This is a genomic window from Pseudomonas sp. 9Ag, from assembly GCF_902506445.1.
Taxonomy (GTDB): Bacteria; Pseudomonadota; Gammaproteobacteria; order Pseudomonadales; family Pseudomonadaceae; genus Stutzerimonas; species Stutzerimonas stutzeri_AB.
In genome coordinates, this window is sequence record NZ_LR733836.1 from 3,540,802 (window position 1) to 3,556,525 (window position 15,724).

Here is a 15,724-nt window from a genome sequence, read left to right on the forward strand (position 1 = left end):
TCGTCGTAATCCTGGTCGGCATCGACTTAGGTTGTCGAGGCGAGCAGTCGCGAGTCGACCATCAGTGACAGCTCGTAAATGAGTGTCCCATCGCAAGGAGACCGAAGATGACTCATCGAATCGTTTCCCGTCAGGAGTGGCTCGCGGCACACGCGGCGCACCTCGTTCACGAAAAGCAGGTCACCCGTCAGCGCGATGCGCTTGCCGCCGCCCGTCGTGAGCTGCCCTGGACAAAGGTGGACAAGGATTACATGTTCCATGAGGCACGAGGACCGGTCCGGCTCGCGGACCTGTTCGAAGGTCGCAGCCAGTTGATCATCAAGCATTTCATGTTCGGCCCGGACTGGACCGAAGGCTGTGTCGGCTGCTCATTCGAGATGGATCACGTAGAGGGTGCGCTGCAGCACCTCACCCATCACGATGTCAGCTTTGCTGCTGTTTCACGGGCGCCGCTCAATATGCTCGAGGCCTACCGCAAAAGAATGGGCTGGCATTTCCGCTGGCTGTCCTCGGCTGGAAGCGATTTCAACCGCGACTTTCACGTGTCCTTCGAGCCGCAGGACATCGTCGACAGCCAGGTCTTTCACAATTACGTGTGGCAGCCGTACGTCTGTGAAGAGCTGTCGGGGTTCAGCGTGTTCTACCGGGATGACGATGGCAGCGTCTTTCACACCTTTTCTGCCTACGGCCGCGGCGCCGAGGAGCTGCTCGGTAGCTACGTGCTGCTCGACATGACACCCAAGGGGCGCAACGAGAACGGCCCTCGGCACAACCTGACCGACTGGGTGCGCCACCATGATCGCTATGGCAGTGATGACAGTGTCGATGCAACCGGGCGTGCCGTTGCAGCCGAGCCGGCCTCGACGCCGTGCTGCCACCCCGACTGAAGGCTCGCTGGTCAGTCAGACGAATCTCTGGGAAACCCTCGCCACCCTCTCCGGTCCAGACGTGAACATTCAGGCATTCGGGTCGCGAGGGCCGCCTCGTTGCGCAGCGTCCAGCCCCTTGTGTCTGAACGAACACGCCCAGACCAAGCGAGGTTTCCATGGCAATGACAGTCGGTGATTACGTAGTTGAACGCCTCTATGAATGGGGTGTGCGCCGCATTTATGGCTACCCCGGCGACGGCATCAACGGTGTGTTCGGTGCGTTGAATCGTTCCAACGAAAAGATCCGTTTCATTCAAGCCCGACATGAGGAAATGGCCGCGTTCATGGCCTCCGCCGACGCCAAATTCAACGGCGGGCTGGGTGTCTGCATCGCCACATCCGGTCCAGGTGCAGCGCATCTGATCACCGGTCTCTACGACGCGCGACTGGACCACATGCCGGTGCTGGCAATCACCGGCCAGAAATCGCGCACCTCACTGGGCAGCCACTACCAGCAGGAAATCGACCTGCCGGCGCTGTTCAAGGATGTGTCCGGTGCGTTCGTCGAGCAGGCCAGTGCGCCAGCGCAGGTTCGGCACTTGATCGACCGGGCGATTCGCACCGCAGTGGGCGAGCGCAAGGTTGCCACCATCATCCTGCCCAGCGACCTGCAAGACGCCGAGTACAGCGAGCCACCGCGCGCCCACGGGGCCGTGCATTCCGGTATCGGCTACACCCGGCCAAAGATAGTGCCGTACGAAGCGGATCTTCAGCGTGCCGCCGAGGTGCTCAACTCAGGCGAAAAGGTGGCCATTCTGGTGGGCGCTGGTGCCTTGAATGCCACCGATGAGGTCATTGCCGTGGCCGAGAAACTCGGAGCCGGGGTTGCCAAGGCGCTGCTCGGAAAGGCCGCCGTACCGGACGATCTGCCGTGGGTCACCGGCTCTATCGGATTGCTGGGCACGGAACCGAGCTACAAGCTGATGACAGAATGCGACACGCTACTGATGATCGGTTCGGGCTTCCCCTATTCCGAATTCCTGCCGGAGGTCGGTCAAGCTCGTGGTGTCCAGATCGACCTCAAGGCGGACATGCTCAGCATCCGGTATCCCATGGAAGTGAATCTCCAGGGCGACTCCGCTGAAACCCTTCGCGCGCTGCTACCCATGCTGCAAGAGAAGACCGAGCGCAAATGGCGCAAGCGCGTCGAGGAGTGGCGCATGGACTGGGAAAGTGTGCTGGAGAAGCGTGCCCTGGTCGAGGCCAACCCGATCAACCCGCAGCGCGTTGCCTTCGAACTGTCACCACGGCTGCCGGATTACTCGATCGTTACCAGCGACTCGGGCTCCTGCGCCAATTGGTATGCCCGCGATGTGAAGATGCGCCGCGGCATGATGGGCTCACTGTCCGGCGGGCTGGCCTCGATGGGTGCAGCGGTGCCCTATGCCATTGCTGCGAAATTTTCTCACCCGGACCGCCCGGTGGTGGCAATGGTCGGCGATGGCGCCATGCAGATGAGCAACATGGCCGAATTGATCACCGTAGCCAAGTACTGGAAGGAATGGCAAAACTCCCAGTGGATCTGCTGCGTGTTCAACAACGAGGACCTCAATCAGGTCACTTGGGAACAGCGTGTGATGGAGGGCGACCCTAAATTCGAGGCGTCGCAGGACATTCCCAACGTGCCCTACCACCGCTTTGCCGAATCCATTGGACTGATCGGTATCTACGTCGACCGTGAAGATCAGGTGGCGGCAGCGTGGGACCGGGCCTTTGCGGCGGATCGGCCAGTGGTGATCGAATTCAAGACCGACCCGGACGTACCGCCGCTGCCACCGCACATCAAACTGGAACAGGCAAAACAGTACGCCTCCGTGCTGCTGCATGGCGATCCCGACCAAGCGGGAATCATCAAGCAGTCGGCCAAGCAGGTGCTGAGCAAGCTGCTGCCTGGGCACAAGGCGGACAAGGGCAAGGACCGGGAATGATTGCGCGGCCGGCGGCCAGACCGGGTTGGGCTACACCTATGCCGACGCATCGCTGGTGCGGCTAGTCTAGGGTCACTTAGCGACCTGCCGACGGTGCGGGTGCGCTCGCCATGGGCCAGCTCAACGAGTGACCCTGGGCAGGCGTGCGCAAGGCCGTTCGGGCCTGCCTAGTCCATATCAGCGGTGGACACAGCGCTCTGGGACCTCAAGACGCGGCTGCTGGAGCTGCGCTGGCGCAACTGCTGGGCATGCGTCGTGAGTACGTCGCCGTCTATAGCCGCGCGGTTTCACCAGCTACGACGATGTGCGCCTGCGCGAGCAGCTCAGCCGCTAGGTGCTAGGTGCTAGGTGCTAGGTGCTAGGTGCTAGAGGACGGCTGCCGCTGGGTGATGTCGCAGCAGGGGAATATGCCTACACGGCGGACGACTTTCGGTAGGGGTGAAGGTCGTCGGCGAGACTCTGCCGCAGGCGCGAAACAAGTCACCCTAGCAGACGAGAAAGATCAGTACGGGCTGCCGATTGCGCGCCTCAGCTGGTCGATGAGCGACAACTATCAGCGTCAGGACGAATATGCCGTGACTTCATGCGCCGAGGACTGGAAGGCATAGCAGCGCAAAACAACTGGAGCGAAGCGGACGGTACGGCGCATCTGATGGGCACCGTGCGGATGGGCAGCGATCCTGCTAGCAGCGTGGTCGACGCGGATTGCCGCAGCTGGGACATCCGCAACCTGTGGGTCTGCGACGGCTCAGTATTTCCGACTTCAGGCGGGGTAAACCCGTCGCTGACCATTCAGGCCATCGCCTGCCGCACTGCCGATCGCATCCGCGACCTGGCAGCGCGTGGCGAGCGGTAGAGTTCGACGATTAGTCGATCTCATCCAGCATGATTTTGCCGGTCTTGCCTTCCATCTGGAACTCGTACTTCTTACCGTCGGCTTTAAGGCCGGTGCCTTCCCAGCTCTTGTCGTCGACCTCCAGGCTATGTAGCTCGGTATAACCGGCGGCCTTGGCCTTTTCCATGGCCTGTTCGAAGGTGATCCAGCCCTCGCCTGGCTCATCCGCCAGCGCAACGCCGCTCGCGGAACCCAGTACAGCGATGGCGAGCGCAGCAGTCATTTTCTTGTGGTACATGGTCGATCCTTTCTTCAGTGAACAGGGTGGGCCGCGTCGCGGCCCTGTTCATAGGAGCCGGATCATCCGCTCAGGGTTCAGTCCGAATCCGTCTGGTACCGGCGTTTCAGCGCTTATCGATGGACACCAGCGCGGCTTCATCGTCCTCGGCCTGAAAACTGATGCGTACGCGGTCGCCCACCGACAGGCCGTCGAGCTGCTCGCGGCGAGCATGAAAGTCCATCGTCGCCGCTGGCCACTTGAGGGCGGGAACAGCCTCATGGGCGATGGTGACAACGCCCTTGTCCGGGCCGATGGCTTCGATTCGACCTTCGGCGTGCACCACCGGCTCGGACACGATGTCGGTGGCCGGGCCGCCGTTGATGGTCGGCGAATCGACCTGTGTGGGCGGCTTGAGCAGGTCTTGGGCGAATACGGGTGAAACGAGCAGTGACAGGCTCACGGTGACGCAATGAAGCAGCTTCATGGCAGACCTCCCGAAACTGGTAGACGTACGCTCAATTGGACAATGCCCACGAGGTAAATGCTGGCGGTCACCGTCGCCTCGCTCCACAGCCGGCCGTTCAGTTTCGCGTAAGCCGCGCCTCGTAACCTGTGAATCGTCGAAACCCACACAGGAAAACGAAACCATGAAAACACTGACTACTCTGATCACTGCAGCCACCCTCGCCCTTGGTGCCAACCTGGCCATGGCCCGCGACCTGGGACCGGACGAAGCATTGAAACTGCGCGATGCGGGCACCATTCAATCCTTTGAGAAACTGAACGAAGCCGCCCTTGCCAAGCACCCTGGCGCCACCATCGATGATACCGAACTGGAAGAAGAGTACGGTCGCCACATCTATCAGGTTGAATTGCGTGACGACAAAGGTGTGGAATGGGATGTAGAGCTCGACGCCAAGACCGGCGAAGTCCTCAAGGACCATCAGGACGACTAATGCGACCCGCCATTCTTTTCACCCTTCCGCTGGCCCTGCTGCTCGCTGCCACCCCGGCGGCGAGCCGCGACCTCGATCAGGATGAAGCCCTGCGGCTGCGTCACGAGGGTTTGATCCTACCGTTGGAAAGTTTGTTGCGTCAGGCAATGGAGCGTCATCCCGGCGCTCGGTTGCTGGAAGCCGAACTGGAAGAAGAGGATGGCATCTTCGTTTACGAAATCGAATTACTGACTGCAGACGGCGTTGCCCGCGAGCTGGAACTGGACGCGCGTGACGGGCGGCTGCTCAAGGATGAAGAAGACTGATGCGTCTGTTATTGGTCGAAGACAATGTGCCGCTGGCCGACGAATTGATCGCAACCCTCACACGCCAGGGCTACGCCACTGACTGGCTGGCCGATGGTCGCGATGCCGATTACCAGGGCAGCAGCGAACCCTATGACCTGATCGTTCTGGACCTTGGCCTGCCCGGTAAGCCGGGGCTGGAAGTGCTACGCGCCTGGCGAGGGCGTGGCCTGGGGACGCCGGTGCTGATTCTGACGGCCCGTGACTCATGGGCCGAGCGCATCGAAGGACTTAAAGCCGGGGCCGACGATTACCTGACCAAACCTTTCCATCCCGAAGAACTGCTGCTGCGTATCCAGGCGCTGCTGCGGCGCGCCCATGGCGTGGCCAACCAGCCCCTGCTGCAAGCAGGCGGGGTCGCGCTGGACGAAGCACGCCAGCGCTGCCACAAGGACGGCCATGACATCGAACTGACCGCCGGCGAGTTTCGTCTGCTGCGGTATTTCATGTTGCACCCCGGTCAGCTGGTGTCGAAAACCCAGCTGGCCGAGCATCTTTACGACGGTGAAACCGAGCGCGACTCCAATGTGATCGAGGTGCATGTCAATCGGCTGCGCGGCAAGCTCGGTCGCGAGCTGATCGAAACCCGCCGCGGCCAGGGTTACCGCTTCGGCGGCGCCGCTTGAAGTCGATTCAGCGCAGCCTCAGTGTCGGACTGATCTCGGTGCTGCTGCTGGTCGGACTGTTGCTGGTCCAGAGCAGCCTCTGGTTGTTCGAATCCGGCCTGCGGCGCAACCTGGCCACCGATCTAAGGGAAGAAACCGAAGGCCTGTTGATGGCTGTGGTTCAGGGACCTGAGGGGTTTGTGCTCGATTCGAGCCGGCTCAACCCTCGTTATCAGCGAGCATTTTCCGGACACTATTTCCGCATCGACTTGCCGGCCCGCAGCTGGCGATCCCGCTCACTGTGGGACGCCGAACCGGCCTGGCCGGCTGGCAACGGCATGGCCGAGGAACTGCTGGACGGCCCACAGGATCAGCGGCTGTTGGCTTATCGAGCGACCTATCGGCGCGACGGACAAACCATCACCATCAACGTGGCCCAGGATTACACGCCCACCCTCAACAGCTTCGCCCAGGTCAGGCTCAGTGGTTTGGGACTGGTCAGCCTGGCGCTGCTGGTGTTGCTGTTGCTGCAACGCTATGCGGTCAAGCTCGCCATGCGCCCGCTGGAACGCGCGCGCCAGCAGATTGCGCAGCTGCAGCAGGGGCAGCGTCAGCAATTGGACGTCCAGGCGCCGGTCGAGCTGCAACCCCTCGTGGAACAGATCAATCATCTGCTGGCACACACCGACGACACTCTTAAACGCTCACGTCATGCGCTGGGCAATCTCGGTCACGCGCTGAAAACACCACTGGCGGTGCTCGGCAGCCTGGTCAGACACGAGGAACTGGCAGCGCATCCGGACCTGCAGCGCAACCTTGAGCAACAGCTAGAGCAGATTCAGCAGCGGGTCAGCCGAGAACTGGGGCGCGCCCGCCTGGCCGGTGAGGTCCTGCCTGGCAGCTACTTCGACTGCGCCAAAGAGCTTGCGCCGCTGTTCGAAACACTGAGGATGATCCATCGTCGAGACCTCGAGTTGCGCTGGCATACCCACGAGAACTGCCGCCTACCGTGGGACCGCGAGGACATGCTCGAGCTGCTCGGTAACCTGCTGGACAACGCCTGCAAGTTCGCCCGATCCGAGGTGCGGCTGCAGATCGAGCAGTTGGATGACGGCTATCTCATTACGGTCGATGACGACGGGCCGGGCATCCCTGAAGCGCGTCGAGAAGCCGTGCTGGAACGCGGAACTCGCCTCGATGAACATGCCGAAGGGCACGGTCTCGGACTTGGCATCGTGCGCGATATTCTGGCCGCCTGGCGGGGTGAACTGTCACTTGAGCAGAGCGAGCTTGGAGGGCTGTGCGTACGCATCCGGCTTGGGGTATACAGCCAAAGATCGTAGCGGTGACGCGAGGTGGGTTACTGGACGCGCGCCAGTTCGTTGCGCATGTCTTCCAGGATGGTCTCGACCAGCAGACCGTTCTGAACATGCCGGCCTGCCATCACCCGAGTGGCCTCGGTGCCGTTGAGCGGATACCCGACACGGACCACCAGGTAACCGTCTTCTTGCGGTTCTACGCGGGTCTTGTAATCAGCCGGAAAGTTTTCGGCAAGGTGACGGGACAGGGTTTTCATGGGGGCCTCGTGCGCTGGGTCTGAAACAAAGACCCTGCTTTACACTCGGGATTCCAACCACTCATCGGATGACCGTTCACCGACTACAAAATTGTAAACACCCTTCACTTCCGTTCGTTGGCACCGTAGGCCAGCCAAGCCAGAACGCCCATCCCCGCAAAGGCAGTGAGCGAAAAAATCAGCGCATTCAGTAACAGGCTCATGGGCGTTCCTCTATCTGCTCGCTTGAAGTACGCCCTGAATATATGTAGCTTCGCGCGACACGTCGAGTCACCCGATAGTCGCACGTAAACTTTTCCAACAGATGGGGCGCGCATGAAACGCAAGCAATCGATCAGTCAGGTTCGCTGGGATCTGGCACTGCGTTACCGACTGATCGAGACCATTGCCTGGTGGGAAGGCCGCCTGACCACGGGCCATCTGATGCAGAGTTTTGGCATCAGCCGGCAGCAGGCCTCCAAGGACATCAACACCTACCTGAACGAGCATGCGCCGAAAAACCTTACATATGACCGTCATCTGAAGGGTTACAAGCCGAGCCCGCAGTTCGAGCCGCTGTTCATTGACGGCAGTGCCAGTGCCTATCTTCACCTGCTCGACCAGAACCGCGACCGCGCCCCGCACATTGAAGGCCTGGCCCTGGCCTATGCCCACACTGAAGTGCTGCACATGCCCGACCGCAGCATCCGACCCGAGGTGCTGCGCCCGATTCTCAAGGCCTGTCGTGAAGGGCTGCGGCTGGAAACCGAGTACGTCTCCCTCGCCCATCCGGACGTCGAGATCAGGGTGATGGCGCCGCACACGCTGGTATTCACTGGCACCCGTTGGCATGTTCGTGCCTATTGCGAGAAGAACCGGGGCTTCCGCGATTTCGTCCTTAGCCGTTTTCGCGGCGAGCCGGATCTGATGGATCCAAGCGAGAACAGCGCCGAGCAGGACGAGGCCTGGAACACGCAGGTAGATGTGGTCATCGAGCCGGATGTACGGCTGAGCGCTGAGCAGAAGGCGATCATCGAAACCGACTACGGGATGCAGGACGGTGAGCTGCGCATCGCCACGCGTGGGGCGCTGGTGCAGTACGTGTTGCAGCGGTATCAGATCGATCCGAATACGGTGTTGGCCAATGCGGCGGCGCAGCAGATTCAGGTGAGGAATCTGCAGGGGTTGAAGGCGTGGTTGTATTGATGGGGTTGGCGACTCATACCGCTTTGCGTAGGAGCAAGCTTGCTCGCGATCAGCAGCAGGCGCAGAACTGCGCATACGACGTAGCGCCCTTCTCAGCCCGACCGGCAGGTTGCGCCTTGCACGGCGCCTCGCTGGCTTTCGCTCCGTGCTCACACTCGATTGGCCCGGCTGGCCGAAGCATTGGTTTCGCCCTGCTGGGCGAGTCACTTTTTCCAGACGCCCGGATGGCCGGCCCCTCAAAAATAAGCAAAAACGCTTACCCCTGCACCGGACTAGGCGTCCCCGGTTCGCTTCGCTCGACTTCCCTCATTCCATCGCTACTCCGAGGGTCGCCGCGCAAGGGCCATCCCTGCCGACGGCGGCCCCGACCCTTCACGGCTCTCGCGGCATCCATGCCGCTCGCCCCTCTGCGCAGCTATTCGCAGCGTTTGGTATCGAACTTTGCCGACGAAAAACGGTGGGTAAGCTTCGCGTTACCCACCGTACGATTTGAGACCGGCGCCGGGCGGCGTCTGGCAACTTCCTCGTCAGCAAACAAGCAAAGCTCTTTTGTTTCACTGTTTACGATCTTTCAGGCGGCTCGGACCCGATTCCCCTTCAGAAGGCCGAGCGCAGGTGCTGCGCAGGGGGACGCGAGGCATGGATGCCGAGCGAGGAGTGATGGGACATGGATGTCCCTTCGCGACGCCCCCCGGAGCGGCGCCGGAGCGAGGGAAGTTTTGCAAAGCAAAACCCGGATGCAGGGGTGGCCTTCTTTTTGGTTACTTTTTCTTGGCCACACAAGAAAAAGTGACTCGCCCAGCAGGGCGAAACCCATGCTTCAGCAAACCTCGACAACAGACCCGAGTATCCCAGGCCAAAGACCTTCGCGAGCAAGCTCGCTCCTACAAAAACCTACCCAGAGGCATCGCGAGATCTTTGCGTCTGGAGGGCTGATTCCAATCGCGCTTAACCGCCAATCCACCGTAAGAAGGCCGTGCGTATGCGCCTGATCCACACCTCCGACTGGCACCTCGGCCAGACCCTTCATGGCCAGGACCGCGACTACGAACACGCGCAGTTTCTTGCCTGGCTGCTCGACCAGCTGATCGCACAGCAGCCCGACGCCCTGCTCATCGCCGGCGACATCTTCGACACGGTAAACCCGCCCCTGAAAGCACAAGAGCGCCTCTACGACTTCATCGTGCGTTCCCATGAAAAGCTGCCGCAGCTGGACATCGTGATGATCGCCGGCAATCACGACTCTGGCGGCCGTATCGAGCTGCCCGGGCCGCTGATGCGACGCCTCAATGCCCACGCCATTGGCCGTATCAGCTGGATCGCCGAAAACCAGCTCGACCATGACCGGCTGCTGGTGCCGCTGCACGACGCGAAGGGCCAGGTGGCTGGATGGTGCCTCGCCCTGCCCTTCCTGCGCCCGGCCGAAGTTACCGGGGGCGATGCAGGGGATGACTACATGCTCGGCATCCGCCACGTGCACCAACACCTGATCGCCGCCGCCGAGGCGCAGCGCCAGCCAGGCCAGACGTTGATCGCCATGAGCCACGCGCACATGGCTGGAGGGGCAGTCTCGGAGGATTCTGAACGCAACATTGTCATCGGCAATGCCGAAGCCCTGCCGGCAAGCCTATTTCCAGAGCCCATCGCCTACGTTGCCCTTGGCCACCTGCACAAACCGCAGAAAGTCGCTGGGCAGGAGCGCATCCGCTACAGCGGCTCACCGCTGCCGCTGTCCTTCGGCGAGATCAATTACCCACATCAGGTCCTGCTGGTGGAGTTCGATGGCGATCAGCTCGCCGGCGTCGAGCCGTTGCCCGTGCCTCGCGCGGTGGAGATGATTCGCATCGGCCGCGCCCCGCTGGCCGAAGTGATCAGCCAGCTTGAAGCGTTGCCGCCGCTGGGCCTGTTCGCTGAGAACCTGCCCTGGCTGGAAGTACGGGTGCAGCTCGACGAGCCGTTGCCGGACCTGCGCCAGCGCATCGAAACCGCCATCACGGGCAAGGCCTGCCGGCTGGTCCGCATCGCCAGCGAATACCGGGGAACACGGGGCGAGACTGAATCCGAAGTGCTGCTCGGCCTTGACCAGATCACCCCGCAAGAGCTCTTTGCCCGCGCCTGGGAGGAACAGTTCGGCAATCCGCCCGACGATCAGGCGCTGGAGGACTTTGCCAGCCTGCTCCAAGGCGTCGAGTTTGCCGGTGAAGGAGACACGCGATGAAAATCCTCGCCATCCGCCTGAAGAACCTCGCCTCGCTGGCCGGTGAACAGGTCATCGATTTCACCGCCGATCCGCTTGCCAGCGCCGGTCTCTTCGCCATCACCGGGCCCACCGGCGCAGGCAAGAGCACCATCCTCGATGCCCTGTGTCTGGCGCTGTTTGGCAGCACGCCGAGGCTCGACGGCGCTTCCTTGTTGAGCAAGGTGCCGGACGGCAAGGATGAGATCGGCAGCGGCGATGAACGCAACCTGCTGCGACGGGGCTGCGCCAACGGCTATGCCGAAGTGGATTTCGTCGGGGTCGACGGCCACCGCTACCGCGCCCGCTGGGAGGTCAGGCGCGCCAAGGAGAAGATTGACGGCAAACTGCAGGCCAGCAGCCAGAGCCTGCTCGACCTGGACCGCGACCAGCTGCTGGCCAGCGGCAAAAAACGGGAATTCAAAGAGCTGCTTGAAGCCAAACTTGGGCTCACCCTGGCGCAATTTACCCGTGCCGTGCTGCTGGCGCAGAGCGAGTTTTCCGCTTTCCTCAAGGCCGATGACAACGACCGCGGCACGCTGCTGGAAAAGCTCACCGACACCGGCCTTTATAGCCGCCTGGGCCAGGCGGCGTTCGAAGCAGCCAAACGCGCCCGCGAAGCACTTGCCGCCTTGCAGCAACAGGCCGGCGGCGTACAGCCAATAGACGCCGAGGCGCGTCAGGCGCTCGAAGTTCAGTCTTCGGAGCAACAAGCCGAGCTTCGAGACCTGCAGCAAGGTCTCGAAGCGCTCAAACAGCAACGCCAGTGGTTGCAGGATATGGCGCGCTTGCAACAAGAGCGTGACGCTGCCAAGCAGCAACTCGCCGAGGCTGAGGAAGAACAGGAAAATCTGGCAGACGCCCGGCGCATCCTCGGACTGTTCGAGCAGCTGGCGCCGCAACGCCATCGATTTATCCGTGAGCGCGAACTGGCTCCATTGGTAGCCAAGGTCGAGGCAACTCTTGCCCGTCACGCCCGGGAGCACGCCGCCGTACAACAACGCCTCGAAACGCTGGAACAGGCCTGCCGGGCTTCTACCGAAGCGCTGAAAGCCGCCGAGCATGGGTTGAAAGCAGCCGAACCGCGACTGGCTGCAGCGCGCCGTGAAGAGGAGCGTCTCAGCCATCTTCGCACTGATCTGCGCGACGCCCAGAAACAGGCCGAACAGGCTGAAACAGCGAGCAGAACGGGTGAACTCACGCTCGCCCAGCTACGCCAACATCAAGAGCGGGCCGCTCAACAGCTCTCCATCCTGACCGACCAACTCGCCACCAGCGCCGAACTGCAACCGCTTTGCGCGGCCTGGAGCGGCTACCGGCCGCGCCTGCAACAGGCCGTACAGATCGCCGCTCGACTACAGCAAGGCCGACGAGAACTGCCCGCACTGGAAGCCGCTGCCAAAACCGCCGAAGCGGCGCAGACCAAGGCAAAAGCTGCTCTGGACGCGCTGCAAAAGCAGATCGGTGGTGAACCAGGCTTTGGCGAGCAACTTGCGCAACTGACGACGCGCATTGGAACGCTTCGTGAAACCGAGCGCGGGTTCGAAAGCCTGCATGGCCTCTGGTCCCGCCAGCAGCAGTTAACCGGCCAGCAACGCACGCTACAGAGCGAACAGAGCAGTCAGCAAGACGAGCTGAACAGGCTCACCGACGCGGGCAAGCTCGCCCGTGTCGAGCGTGACGATGCAGAAAAAGCATTGAAGGTCGTGCAGGCGTTACTGGATCGGCAGCGTCTGGCCCGTAGCGCAAACGTCGAGGCCTTACGTGCCGCGCTGATACCGGGCGAGCCGTGCAGTGTCTGCGGCAGCACCGAGCATCCCTGGCACGACGGCGAGGCACTGATTGCCGCGCTCGATCAACAGGACGAGCGTGAAGCCGAGCACGCGCAACTGCAACTCAAGGCCCAGGACGAAAAGCTGCAAGCCCTGCGTGACCAGCACATTGCGCTAACCACCGGCATCAAGCAGAACGCACAACGGCAAGCGGAACTCACCGGCGACCTGGCCAAGCTCGATGCTCAACTGGCAGAGCTGCCCGTCTACGTAGAACTGCAAAACCAGGCGGAAGGAGAACAGCAAACCTGGCTCGACAGCCGCATAGCTTCGCTTAGGTCCGACATCGCAGGGGCAAATAACCGACAGCGCGAGCTGCTGGAGTTGCAACAGCAAACCGAGACTCTGCAGGGTGCCTGGCAGAGTGCACGTGACACCTGTGTTCAGGCCACACAGATGCTCGCCGCACAGCGCGACGCCATCGTCCGCGATGACGCACGGCTTGAGGAAGAGCTGGCCGAATTCGCTGAGGTTTTGCCGACAGCCATGCTCGAACGCTGGCGGGACAAACCGGCCGAGACCTTTATGCTGCTGGACGGCAAGGTTGAAGCCCGGCGCCAGCAGGTCGATCAGCAATCGGAATTGGCCGAGGAACAGCAGCAGCGCCAGACCGCACTGGAGCGCGAGCAACTGCAACAACAGCATCGAATGGAGCAGCACAAGACTTGCACCGACCGGCTCGCGGAGCTGGAGAGCCGCGAGCAGGCCTGTCGGCTCGCGCTGAACGACAGTCTTGGCGAGCAACCCAGCGCCCAGGCCTGGCAACAGCACCTCGACAGCGCAATCCAGACTGCTCGCCAGCAACAAGCCGAGGTCGACCAGCAGTTGAACGAGGCGCGAGTTGAACTGACCCGCCTAGCTGGGGAGCAGCACAACTGCAGCCAACGCCGCGACGAAATGCTGGCCGAACGCGGCGTGCTGAGTGAGGAGCTCGCTGCCTGGCGCGCGTCTCACCCTGACTTGGACGATGCGACCCTGGAGCAATTACTGCAGCTGGACGACACCCTGCTCACCGAGGCGCGGGAGCGCCTGCGCGCCAACACCGAACAGCTTGCCCGTGGCCGCGAGCGACTGGACGGCTGCGAGCAGCGATTGCAGAAGCATCAAGCCGGGCAGCCGAACCCACCGGACGCCGACGCCCTGGAAATACAGTTCAGCGCTCAGCAAGCCAGCTGCGAGAGCGCCGAGCAGCGCGCCACCGAGACCCGCGCCGCGCTGCTCGACGATGATCGCCGACGCAACCAAAGCCAGGCCTTGCTTCAGCAAATCGCCGATGCCACGACTGAAAGCCAACGCTGGGGCCGCATCGCCGCGCTGATCGGCTCCAGCGATGGCGGCGCCTTCCGCAAGATCGCCCAGGCCTACAACCTCGACTTACTCGTGCAGCACGCCAATGTGCAGTTGCGCCAGCTGGCTCGCCGTTATCGGCTCAAGCGCGGCGGCAGTCCGCTGGGGTTGCTGGTGATGGATACGGAGATGGGTGATGAGCTGCGCTCGGTGCATTCACTGTCGGGCGGCGAGACCTTTCTCGTCTCTCTGGCCCTGGCGCTGGGCCTGGCCTCGATGGCGTCGAGCAAGCTGAAGATCGAATCGCTGTTTATCGACGAAGGCTTCGGCAGCCTCGATCCGGAGTCTCTGCAGATCGCCATGGACGCGCTGGATTCGTTGCAGGCTCAGGGCCGGAAGGTCGCCGTGATTTCCCATGTGGCCGAAATGCATGAGCGCATCCCGGTGCAGATCCAGGTGCAACGGCAGGGCAACGGCCAGAGCGGATTGAAGATCGTCGGCGGAGCGGGCGTCTAGGACTAGGCAAATCGGGTGGCAAAGGTGCAATGCGCCTTGCTTGCAGTGAGCCAGCAGCGCTTGTGAACGCCCTTAGCACGAGCTGGCCGAAGCAGACATGTCGACGCTCGAGCAGCATCGCGCCGCCGTGAGCAGGCTGAAAGCGAACCCGGCAGACGCCGCTTGTGGCTGCGCGCCGAGGTTCGCACGAGAAGGGATGAAACGGGCTCACCGCTTGTGGCCGTGCGCCTGCTGTGACGACAGGTCGTCACAGACGCAGGCAGCTTATGAACCCAAGCTTTCAACAAGCTGTCGACAGTTCTGAACGTCACGGAATCCGGACACCATGCCAGGCACCAGCCGCACCACCGAGCAGTTGCAGGCCATGCACAAGCAAGGTTTCGTGTTGCTGCGTGGCATCGTGACGCCGCAACAGGTCGAAGCGGTACGCGCGGCCATTGATCGCCTCGAGCCAATCCACTGGGACTATCAGGGGCTGGTCGATGACCATTACAAGTGCGTGTTCAACCGCGACCCGTTCTGGCTGCCCTTGCTGGATCTTCCTGGGGTGATCGAACTGGCGGAAGCCTGTCTTGGCGAGGATTGCCATGTCATCGGGCATACAGCCTGGCGCAGCCATCCGGGGTTTGTCGGCGGTGAATTGCATGCCGATTACCTCGCCATGGAGCTACCCGAGCAGGTGGTGCAAGCCCCTGACTTCGACCTGCCGATGCAAGTTTGCACGGCACACCTCTATCTCGACCGGATCGATGCCGACCTCTGCCCCACCCTGGTGATACCCGGCAGCCACCGGGCCGGTCGCAAGCCTCGCCCGGGCGAAACGCACTGGAAAGGTCGCGAAGCACAGCCGGTACTCTGCGAAGCCGGTGACGTGCTGCTGTTTCGCAGCGACCTCTGGCACGCCGGCAGCCGCAATCGCACGACTGACCGCAGCCGCTATCTGCTGCAGATGCATTACGGGAGGCGGATGGTGGCGCAGAAGTTCTCGCCCTATCTGCAGTGGCGATTCAACCCGGATGTGATCGCCGCGGCCACACCGAGGCAGCGCCGCCTGCTCGGTGAGCATGAGCCGTCGGAGTACGATTGAGCCGGTTCGCTGCGCCAAGCCCCCGGGTCGGCCGCAGCCAGCTCTGTCTCAGCCTGGCACAGCCTCTGCATCGAACTGAGCGCTCAGCCGCAACATGCGGCTCGCCCAATCAAGTCGATGAGGATCGC

Annotated in this window: 14 protein-coding genes; 11 read left to right on the forward strand and 3 right to left on the reverse strand. The window is 62.2% G+C overall.

Annotation, left to right across the window (positions count from 1 at the left end; translation table 11 throughout):
• The first annotated feature begins 107 nt into the window (after nt 1–107).
• From ALTERO38_RS16080 to ALTERO38_RS16090, 3 genes are all read left to right on the forward strand, one after another.
• Complete coding sequence (locus tag ALTERO38_RS16080; protein WP_159968995.1) at nt 108–887, forward strand: thioredoxin family protein; 780 nt, start codon at nt 108–110, stop codon at nt 885–887.
• A gap of 158 nt (nt 888–1,045) precedes the next feature.
• A complete protein-coding gene (locus ALTERO38_RS16085; RefSeq protein ID WP_159968996.1) occupies nt 1,046–2,857 on the forward strand; it encodes a thiamine pyrophosphate-requiring protein in 1,812 nt (603 codons plus the stop codon).
• A gap of 583 nt (nt 2,858–3,440) precedes the next feature.
• Nucleotides 3,441–3,713: a GMC family oxidoreductase gene (locus tag ALTERO38_RS16090; RefSeq protein ID WP_218581731.1), complete on the forward strand. Its 273-nt coding sequence runs from the start codon at nt 3,441–3,443 to the stop codon at nt 3,711–3,713.
• A 10-nt stretch (nt 3,714–3,723) separates the two neighbouring features.
• On the opposite strand, the gene ALTERO38_RS16095 is transcribed toward ALTERO38_RS16090, so the two are convergent.
• Nucleotides 3,724–3,990, reverse strand: a complete 267-nt coding sequence (locus tag ALTERO38_RS16095) for a PepSY domain-containing protein (protein ID WP_159968997.1) — start codon at nt 3,988–3,990, stop codon at nt 3,724–3,726.
• A gap of 106 nt (nt 3,991–4,096) precedes the next feature.
• Nucleotides 4,097–4,456, reverse strand: a complete 360-nt coding sequence (locus ALTERO38_RS16100) for a copper-binding protein (protein ID WP_159968998.1) — start codon at nt 4,454–4,456, stop codon at nt 4,097–4,099.
• 163 nt (nt 4,457–4,619) lie between these two features.
• On the opposite strand from ALTERO38_RS16100, the gene ALTERO38_RS16105 reads away from it, so the two are divergent.
• From ALTERO38_RS16105 to ALTERO38_RS16120, 4 genes are read left to right on the forward strand one after another with little or no spacing between them, the layout of a single operon-like run.
• Nucleotides 4,620–4,928, forward strand: coding sequence for a PepSY domain-containing protein (locus ALTERO38_RS16105; protein ID WP_148926840.1), 309 nt, complete (start codon nt 4,620–4,622; stop codon nt 4,926–4,928).
• Nucleotides 4,928–5,233 carry a PepSY domain-containing protein gene (locus ALTERO38_RS16110; RefSeq protein ID WP_102837871.1) on the forward strand — a complete coding sequence of 102 codons (306 nt, stop codon included), beginning with the start codon at nt 4,928–4,930 and terminating at the stop codon, nt 5,231–5,233. The genes ALTERO38_RS16105 and ALTERO38_RS16110 overlap by 1 nt, the downstream gene beginning before the upstream one ends.
• Entirely contained in the window at nt 5,233–5,898 is a 666-nt protein-coding gene (locus ALTERO38_RS16115; protein WP_102837872.1) for a response regulator transcription factor, read from the forward strand. The genes ALTERO38_RS16110 and ALTERO38_RS16115 overlap by 1 nt, the downstream gene beginning before the upstream one ends.
• Nucleotides 5,895–7,220 (forward strand): sensor histidine kinase, encoded by a 1,326-nt coding sequence (locus tag ALTERO38_RS16120; protein WP_159968999.1) that lies wholly within the window; start codon nt 5,895–5,897, stop codon nt 7,218–7,220. Before ALTERO38_RS16115 ends, ALTERO38_RS16120 begins: the two co-directional genes overlap by 4 nt.
• A gap of 17 nt (nt 7,221–7,237) precedes the next feature.
• Here the strand turns inward: ALTERO38_RS16120 and ALTERO38_RS16125 are convergent, their stop codons facing one another.
• Nucleotides 7,238–7,453, reverse strand: a complete 216-nt coding sequence (locus tag ALTERO38_RS16125) for a hypothetical protein (RefSeq protein WP_102837874.1) — start codon at nt 7,451–7,453, stop codon at nt 7,238–7,240.
• A 315-nt stretch (nt 7,454–7,768) separates the two neighbouring features.
• Between ALTERO38_RS16125 and ALTERO38_RS16130 the strand changes: the two genes are divergently transcribed.
• The 4 genes from ALTERO38_RS16130 (at nt 7,769) to ALTERO38_RS16145 (ending at nt 15,596) form a co-directional block, all read left to right on the forward strand.
• Nucleotides 7,769–8,638, forward strand: coding sequence for a YafY family protein (locus ALTERO38_RS16130; protein ID WP_159969000.1), 870 nt, complete (start codon nt 7,769–7,771; stop codon nt 8,636–8,638).
• A gap of 982 nt (nt 8,639–9,620) precedes the next feature.
• A complete protein-coding gene (locus ALTERO38_RS16135; protein WP_159969002.1) occupies nt 9,621–10,856 on the forward strand; it encodes an exonuclease SbcCD subunit D C-terminal domain-containing protein in 1,236 nt (411 codons plus the stop codon).
• Nucleotides 10,853–14,509 (forward strand): AAA family ATPase, encoded by a 3,657-nt coding sequence (locus tag ALTERO38_RS16140; RefSeq protein ID WP_159969003.1) that lies wholly within the window; start codon nt 10,853–10,855, stop codon nt 14,507–14,509. Before ALTERO38_RS16135 ends, ALTERO38_RS16140 begins: the two co-directional genes overlap by 4 nt.
• Nucleotides 14,510–14,834: 325 nt before the next feature.
• Nucleotides 14,835–15,596 (forward strand): phytanoyl-CoA dioxygenase family protein, encoded by a 762-nt coding sequence (locus ALTERO38_RS16145; protein ID WP_159969004.1) that lies wholly within the window; start codon nt 14,835–14,837, stop codon nt 15,594–15,596.
• Nucleotides 15,597–15,724: the final 128 nt, after the last annotated feature.

Bases quoted from the DNA above. Each gene is read 5' to 3' on its own strand.
- ALTERO38_RS16080 (WP_159968995.1), top strand. From the start codon at position 108: ATGACTCATCGAATCGTTTCCCGTCAGGAGTGGCTCGCGGCACACGCG.
- ALTERO38_RS16085 (WP_159968996.1), top strand. From the start codon at position 1,046: ATGGCAATGACAGTCGGTGATTACGTAGTTGAACGCCTCTATGAATGG.
- ALTERO38_RS16090 (WP_218581731.1), top strand. From the start codon at position 3,441: ATGCGCCGAGGACTGGAAGGCATAGCAGCGCAAAACAACTGGAGCGAA.
- ALTERO38_RS16095 (WP_159968997.1), bottom strand. From the start codon at position 3,990: ATGTACCACAAGAAAATGACTGCTGCGCTCGCCATCGCTGTACTGGGT.
- ALTERO38_RS16100 (WP_159968998.1), bottom strand. From the start codon at position 4,456: ATGAAGCTGCTTCATTGCGTCACCGTGAGCCTGTCACTGCTCGTTTCA.
- ALTERO38_RS16105 (WP_148926840.1), top strand. From the start codon at position 4,620: ATGAAAACACTGACTACTCTGATCACTGCAGCCACCCTCGCCCTTGGT.
- ALTERO38_RS16110 (WP_102837871.1), top strand. From the start codon at position 4,928: ATGCGACCCGCCATTCTTTTCACCCTTCCGCTGGCCCTGCTGCTCGCT.
- ALTERO38_RS16115 (WP_102837872.1), top strand. From the start codon at position 5,233: ATGCGTCTGTTATTGGTCGAAGACAATGTGCCGCTGGCCGACGAATTG.
- ALTERO38_RS16125 (WP_102837874.1), bottom strand. From the start codon at position 7,453: ATGAAAACCCTGTCCCGTCACCTTGCCGAAAACTTTCCGGCTGATTAC.
- ALTERO38_RS16130 (WP_159969000.1), top strand. From the start codon at position 7,769: ATGAAACGCAAGCAATCGATCAGTCAGGTTCGCTGGGATCTGGCACTG.
- ALTERO38_RS16135 (WP_159969002.1), top strand. From the start codon at position 9,621: ATGCGCCTGATCCACACCTCCGACTGGCACCTCGGCCAGACCCTTCAT.
- ALTERO38_RS16140 (WP_159969003.1), top strand. From the start codon at position 10,853: ATGAAAATCCTCGCCATCCGCCTGAAGAACCTCGCCTCGCTGGCCGGT.
- ALTERO38_RS16145 (WP_159969004.1), top strand. From the start codon at position 14,835: ATGCCAGGCACCAGCCGCACCACCGAGCAGTTGCAGGCCATGCACAAG.